The organism is Noviherbaspirillum denitrificans (genome assembly GCF_002211445.1).
Lineage (GTDB): Bacteria > Pseudomonadota > Gammaproteobacteria > Burkholderiales > Burkholderiaceae_D > Noviherbaspirillum > Noviherbaspirillum denitrificans.
The window spans coordinates 2,855,692-2,862,508 of the sequence record NZ_LSTO01000001.1 but is presented as its reverse complement, the minus strand read 5'-3'; the positions used below and the strand labels follow the sequence as shown (position 1 = coordinate 2,862,508).

The 6,817-nt window shown below is 62.1% G+C and carries 4 protein-coding genes and 2 pseudogenes; all 6 read right to left on the bottom strand.

Translation table 11 applies throughout. The features are described from left to right. Nucleotides 1–277, bottom strand: a pseudogene (locus tag AYR66_RS29580) (hypothetical protein); the annotation flags it as partial. 281 nt (nucleotides 278–558) lie between these two features. After that, on the bottom strand, nucleotides 559–2,475 hold the full coding sequence (locus tag AYR66_RS30035) for a glycoside hydrolase family 16 protein (RefSeq protein WP_234814904.1): 1,917 nt from the start codon (nucleotides 2,473–2,475) through the stop codon (nucleotides 559–561). 156 nt (nucleotides 2,476–2,631) lie between these two features. After that, nucleotides 2,632–3,486, bottom strand: a complete 855-nt coding sequence (locus AYR66_RS13920) for a glycoside hydrolase family 16 protein (protein WP_234814903.1) — start codon at nucleotides 3,484–3,486, stop codon at nucleotides 2,632–2,634. 1 nt (nucleotide 3,487) lies between these two features. Then, nucleotides 3,488–4,510, bottom strand: a complete 1,023-nt coding sequence (gene galE / locus AYR66_RS13915; RefSeq protein WP_088707973.1) for a UDP-glucose 4-epimerase GalE — start codon at nucleotides 4,508–4,510, stop codon at nucleotides 3,488–3,490. A 62-nt stretch (nucleotides 4,511–4,572) separates the two neighbouring features. Further along, nucleotides 4,573–6,219 carry an FAD-dependent oxidoreductase gene (locus tag AYR66_RS13910; RefSeq protein WP_088707972.1) on the bottom strand — a complete coding sequence of 549 codons (1,647 nt, stop codon included), beginning with the start codon at nucleotides 6,217–6,219 and terminating at the stop codon, nucleotides 4,573–4,575. A gap of 162 nt (nucleotides 6,220–6,381) precedes the next feature. Then, nucleotides 6,382–6,817, bottom strand: a pseudogene (locus AYR66_RS13905) (phosphomannomutase/phosphoglucomutase); the annotation flags it as partial.

The window sequence follows — 6,817 nt, the reverse complement described above, 5'->3', positions numbered from 1 at the left end:
AGAGGCTGCTGTTGAGCGAGTCGAACTCGTCGGAGAAGCTCAGCTCGTATTGCGCGGCATCCTGGCCGAACGGCGTCTTGCTGCCGCTGGCTTGAACAGACTCGGGAATGGTGGTGGTGGGCGTCGTGCCGGTAGCGGTTTGGGCCGTGGCTTCAGCGTGGGTAGTGGTGGCATCGGTGGTCGTGCCGCCGCCCCCGCCGCCGCAGGCGATCAGGACAGTAGCGGAGGCGCAACACAGTGCGGAAATGGCGAAGCGGTGGAAAGCGAGTTTGAACAAATTGTTTCTCCTGTTTCGTATTTACGGTAGCCAAGCATTCTTCATGGCAAGCGCTCGTAGGAGCTTGGCCATCAGAAATAGGTTCCGGAAATCACCGAAATTCAGGCGTTTTTTTGCCTTCCTTGGTGCAAGTGATAAGGGTTTCGTGAGTCGTCAGGAAATAATGTGCAAGGCAGTCAATGCAGGATGCACAAGGTCTTGCCGAATTAAAAAAGAGGCCGGCGTCGCCGCCGGCCCCAAACACACCCCGCACAAGGCGGAGGCTCGATCTTCATGCCTGCTTACTTGAATTTCCAGGCACGGATGTAGTTGATTTCATACGAGTTCGTCTTGCCCTGCGGCGTCGTATTGTCCGGCGTGCCGGAGGCGGAACCGAACCACAGGTCCAGCATCAGGTACATCGGGTCGCTGAAGGTCGTGTTCAGCGTCAGCACTTCCTTGCCGTCGAAGTAGTAGGTCTGCTTGTTCGGTTCCCACTTCACTGCGTACTTGTGGAAGCCGGCGGACAAGTCCATGCCGGTGTCGTACTGGCGCGTGCCGACCAGCTGGCCGTCGTAATCGCCCTTCCAGACCGTCGGCGCATAGGCCTGCGGATGCGGAATGCCAGCGGCATCCTTGAAGCCCCACGGTGCGGCGCCGCCTGCGTACGCTTCCATTACATCCATTTCGGGACGACGGGTGCCGATATGGTTGAACAGCCAGAATGCGGGCCAGGTGCCTTTACCCACCGGCAGCTTCGCGTCGATTTCGAAGTAGCCGTAGGTCTGGTAGTACTTGCCGTCGGTGTCGATGGTCCGGTTGAAGAAGTTGCCCGATGCATCACGTTGCGGCCAGATCTTCAGCTTGCCGTCTTCGACGGTGTAGTTCTTGGTGGCGTTGGACGTCTCATACCAGATCTTGTCGTTCCACACACTGGCGTTGAAGCCGCTGTTGAATTCGTCGGCGAATGCCAGGGTGTAGAGGCTGGCGTCCTGGCCATACGGGCTGACAACGGTCGGTGCCGGAGCGGGTGCCGGAGCGGGTGCCGGAGCGGGTGCCGGAGCAGGTGCGGGTGCCGGGGCAGGCGCCGGGGTTGTCGTGGTCGTGCTCGAATCGTAGTCGCATACCTTGCTGGCGCCGGGATACGGATCACCGAAGACGCTGTTGTTGCAGGCGATGGAACCGGTCGCAGTGCGCGTGGCCCACTTGTCGCCGAGACCATAGCGCACCGTGCGGGTACCGGTAAAAGTACAGGTACCGTATTCGACAGCGCAACGAGTCCATGTGGACGGTGCCGGTGCCGGAGCAGGTGCAGGTGCGGGTGCAGGTGCGGGTGCAGGTGCGGGTGCAGGAGCCGGGCTCGTGGTCGTCGTGCTCGAATCGTAGTCGCACACCTTGCTGGCGCCGGGATACGGATCGCCGAAGACGCTGTTGTTGCAGGCAATGGATCCGGTCGCAGTGCGTGTGGCCCACTTGTCACCCAGGCCATAGCGTACCGTGCGGGTGCCCGTGAAGGTGCAGGTGCCGTACTCGGTGGCGCAGCGCGTCCACGAGGATGGCGCTGGCGCTGGCGCGGGCGCGGGAGCAGGTGCGGGAGCAGGTGCGGGAGCAGGCGCGGGAGCAGGCGCGGGAGCAGGCGCCGTCGTCGTCACCGCATAGTCGCAGACCTTGCTTGCGCCAGGATATGGATCGCCGAACACCGTGTTGTTGCAGCCAATCGAGCCAGTTGCAGTACGTGTTGCCCAGCGAGTGTCGAGACCGTAGCGAACCTGGGTGGTGCCGGTGAAATTGCAGGTGCCGTATTCCGATGCGCAGCGCTGCCAGGTGGTCGTGGTCGTCGTGGTCGGAGCGGATGCTGGTGCGGGAGCCGTGGATGTCGTCCCGTATTGGCATACCTTGTTGGCGCCCGGATAAGGATCGCCGAAAACAGTATTGTTGCAGGCGATGGACTCCGTAGCCGTGCGCGTCGCCCATTTGTCGCCGAGGCCGTAACGTACCTCGCGCGTACCGGTGAAGTTGCAGGTACCGTATTCGTTCGCGCATTGGGTCCAGCTGGTGACGACGGTGGTATCCGCCATCACGACGCCGGAAAGGCTTTCGCCCGACATGATGCTGCCGACCGATTCAGTGGTTGCGCCGCCGCAGGCGGCAAGCAGGACCGCGGCACAGGCGCTCGACAGCGCGGCCATGGAAAAGTGGTGAGATGAAGTGTGCGACACGGTAGCCCCTAAGGAAACGACAACCGCCTCCGTTAATGGGCGGCAAGTGTTTCTTAAGAGCATTACCCTATGGAAATGGTTCCACGGGAAATAGCGGTGTTTCCGGGCGCTTTTCTTCGTTTGCAGATGGACATGCAAACTAGGCAAGGAAGCGGGTCAGTCGTGATTGCGGAATTGCCAGGCGCGGATGTAATTCACTTCGAAGGAGTTGGCCTTCCCGGCTGGCGTGCTTTCATCCGGGTCGCCGCTGGAGCTGCCGAACCACAGGTCAACGAGGATATACATGGGATCGGTCATGTTAGCGTCGACCGCATAGGTCTGCTTGCCGTCGAGGTAGAACGTGACCCTGCCGGGCTCCCACTTCGCGCCGTACTTGTGGAAGCCCGCCGACAGGTCCTTGCCGGCATCGATCTGGCGCGTGCCCGCCGAGACGCCTTCATCCAGCCATACCGTCGCACCGTATGCGGTGGGCCGCGAGACGCCGGCATCGTCGGTATAGCCCCAGGGGTCGATGCCGCCGGGGTAGGCTTCCATGATATCGATCTCGGGACGGCGCTTGCCGGGATGCGCGAACAGCCAGAATGCCGGCCATGTCCCCTTCCCCCGCAACAGCTTCGCTTCCATCTCGAAGTAACCGTACTTCTGTTCGAACTTGCCGTCGGTGTCGAGGGTGCGGTTGAAGAATTTTCCGCTCGCGTCGCGCTGCGGCCAGATCTTCAGCACGCCCTTCTCTACCGTGAAATTCTTCGTTGGATTGGGCGTCTCGTACCAGATGTGGTCATTCCAGACCGCCGGATTGAAGCTGTCGAATTCCTCGGCGAAGGTCAGCACGAAATCGGACGCCTTCTGGCCGTACGGCGTCTTCTGCTCAGCCTGGGCGCGTTTGGACTTTGCCGCAAGCGCCGCCACCTTCTGCGCGTCAAAGGCCGGCTCTTCCCCGCAGGCGGAAAAGCCGGCAACGGCAAGGGCGCAGGCAATCACTGTCCGAAAGACGCGTGTGGCGGCCGTCATGCTATGTGGAGCGGAATCCGTCGGGATTCGATCTTTGCCAGCGCCAGTGGTCGGCGCACATCTCGGCAATGCCCATGGTAGCCCGCCAGTCGATCAGGCGCGCCGCTTCCGCGGGATCGGCATAGCAGGTGGCGATGTCGCCCGGACGCCGCCCGGTGATCTGGTACGGCACCTTGCGGCCGCTGGCTTCCTCGAATGCGCTGACCATCTCCAGCACGCTGTAACCGCGTCCGGTGCCAAGGTTGAGTGTGAAACCTTGCCCGGTGCGGAACAGCCCGTCCAGCGCCGCGAGGTGCCCACGTGCGAGGTCGACGACGTGGATGTAATCGCGCACGCCGGTTCCGTCGGGCGTTGGATAGTCGTTGCCGAACACAGACAGCCGCTCGCGCCTGCCCACGGCGACCTGCGCGATATAGGGCATCAGGTTATTGGGAATGCCGCGCGGGTCTTCGCCGATCAGGCCGCTCGGATGGGCGCCAACGGGGTTGAAATAGCGCAGCACGCCAATCGCCCATTCCGGGTCCGACTTGCCGAGGTCGCCGAGCACCTGCTCGACCATCAGCTTCGAGCGTCCGTAGGGATTGGTGACCGACAGCCTGGCCGCCTCGTTGATCGGCACGCTCTCCGGATCGCCGTAGACAGTAGCAGACGAGCTGAACAAAAATTTTTTCACGCCGGCCTCGCCGAGCGCCTGCAACAGCGTCACGGAGCCGCCGACATTGTTCTCGAAATAGTCCAGCGGCTTCTCGACCGATTCCCCGACGGCCTTCAGGCCCGCAAAGTGGATTGCCGCATCGACGCGATGTGTTTTCAGGATGGCGTTCAGTGCCGCCCTGTCGCGGATGTCGGCTTCATAGAACGGGATCACATGGCCGGTGATGCGCTCGACGCGGGCCAGCGATTCCATCGAGCTGTTGGAGAGGTTGTCGAGGGCAACGACGGCGTAGCCCGAGGTCAGCAGTTCAACGCAGGTATGCGAGCCGATATACCCGGCTGCGCCGGTTACCAGGATGGTTTTGGTCATGCAGCGATGCTCCGGTGAGGTTTGTGCGCAATGGCAGTCCGCCGGACTGCCGTCGCGCTATATTACGCTGCCTCCATGGCCAAAGGGTTGGTGGAGTTGCGGATCTCCCTCACGAGATGTTCGGACAGGCGGAATGCAAGCGCAGCCAGCGTAATCGTCGGGAAGTTCGCTCCCGCCGTCGGAAAGACCGAACTGCCGGCCACAAACAGGTTGGACATGCCATGGACCCTGCAGTTGCGGTCCACCACGCCGTACTTCGGCGAATCATGCATGCGCGTGGTGCCCATGTGGTGCCAGGTGCCTTCCAGGTCGGACGGCCATTTGCGGCCTTCGACCGGCGGATCGAGCTCCACCTGCGCGACGCCGCTCTTGCGCATGTCGTCGGCCAGTAGCGCCAGGGTCCGGTCGAAAGTGCGCTTCACCTTCGAGGTCAGGCGCCAGTCGACGCGGACGCGATTCATGCCCAGCTGGTCCTTCTGTGACGGCGACAGCATGACGCGGCTGTTCGGATCCGGTTCCGGTTCGACGATGAGCTGGAATTTCACGCCCTTGATCAGCCAGCGCGGCTGGAACAGGCGCGTGTAGCCATAGCCCAGCGTATCGAGCGGATGGGTCACCATGGTCAGGATGTCCTTGCCCAGGTTCCAGTCTTCCTGGTCCTTCTGCAGCATGGCCTGCTTGATGCGGAACAGTGCCTGCGCGCCTTCGCTGCCCTCGCCCGGGAAAATCGAATTGAACCAGACCCGCGCATTGAGGATGCCCTCCTCCTGCAGCACCTCGGGCGTCAGCGCGAACTGGTGCGCGACGTGGGTGCCATGCGCGGCGACGGCGGCATTCATGTAGTGGTACTTGACGTCCGACAGCTTGTTGCGTGCCCATGCATCGGCAAAGCGGATGCTGCCGGTGAGCAGCCGCGGATGGTCCATGAAGAAGCGGCCGACGAGGTCGTTGCCGTTTCCCAGGCCGCAAGGCAGCATCCGGTTCGAGGCGAGCAGCAGGCGCGCATTCTCGATGCCGCCGGTAGACAGCACATAATGCTTGGCCACCACGTCGATGGTCCTGCCGGTCAGGGTCGCGACCTGGATGCGCGTCACGTTCTGGCCGAGACGATCGGTGTCGATGTTTGTCGCATTCGCATACAGGTAGACGCGGATGCGTTGGGAGCGCTTGAGCGTCTCGCGGTAGAGCTTGCCGAAACGCGCGGGCGGACTGAACTGGGAGATGGTGTCGCGGATCTTGCCGGTCACCAGCGGAATGCGCCGCACGTCCGGCCGTCCGATCGAACGTTCCCAGAATTCGGGGTCGAAGTTGTTCGGCCCCAGCTTGAGCAGCGAGTGCGTGCGGTCGTAGTACGGCGCCAGTTCGTCGAGGCCGAACGGCCAGCCGCTGTGGTCGATCCAGTCGCGCTTCTCAAAATCCCAGGGATCGAGCGGCCGGCACCAGCCGCCCCAGCAATTGCTGCTGCCGCCAAGGAAGCGGCTGCGGCTGCCGTCGGCGAAGTTGTAGCGCCACTCGCCCACATCTTCGCCGCGGTACAAGTCGCGCGTGCCGTCGTCGGGTGCAAAGCCCCCGCTCTCCAGAAGGCAGACGTCGATCCCTTGCTTGTCCAGTTCCATCGCGAGGGTAATGCCCGCAACGCCCCCGCCGATGATGCATACCGTCGATTGAACGACGGTTCCCTGTTCGACCCTTCGAGTATCAATAAACATTATTGTTCTTCGCCCGTACAGTGAGAAAAGTCATCCTGCATTACCAATGTGCGTGTAGTCGTTACAACCCGATGTAATGAAGATAGTTGCCATTGGACTCCCTCGTTTTGATGTGCGTTAGAAAGCCTTCGCGATGTGTGTGATTTTCGCCGCACATTGGATTCAAAACGGCAGCACCGCATCGGCCTTCACGGCCAGGATGGCGCGGCGGAATTCCTCCTGGATGCGCTTGAGCGCCTCCGCCGATTCGCCTTCGAATCGCATCACCACCACCGGCGTCGTGTTCGACGAACGCGCCAGCCCGAAACCGTCCGCATACTCCACGCGCAAGCCGTCGATCGTCACGATCTGCTCCGCATCGGGAAACTTGGCTTCCTCCTGCAGGCGGCCGATCAGCGCGAAGTTCTCGCCTTCCTGCAAATGCAGGTGCAGTTCCGGCGTGCTCGAAGCCTGGGGCAAGGCATTCAGCTCGGCCGATGGATCATCCATGCGCGTGAGCAATTCCAGCAGGCGCGCACCCGCATACAAGCCGTCATCGAAGCCGTACCAGCGGTCCTTGAAAAATACATGCCCGCTCATCTCGCCGCCCAGCGGCGCC

What these genes read in the sequence shown, in the direction of transcription:
- AYR66_RS13920 (WP_234814903.1), bottom strand. Translation starts at nt 3,486, where the DNA reads ATGACGGCCGCCACACGCGTCTTTCGGACAGTGATTGCCTGCGCCCTT.
- galE (WP_088707973.1), bottom strand. Translation starts at nt 4,510, where the DNA reads ATGACCAAAACCATCCTGGTAACCGGCGCAGCCGGGTATATCGGCTCG.
- AYR66_RS13910 (WP_088707972.1), bottom strand. Translation starts at nt 6,219, where the DNA reads ATGTTTATTGATACTCGAAGGGTCGAACAGGGAACCGTCGTTCAATCG.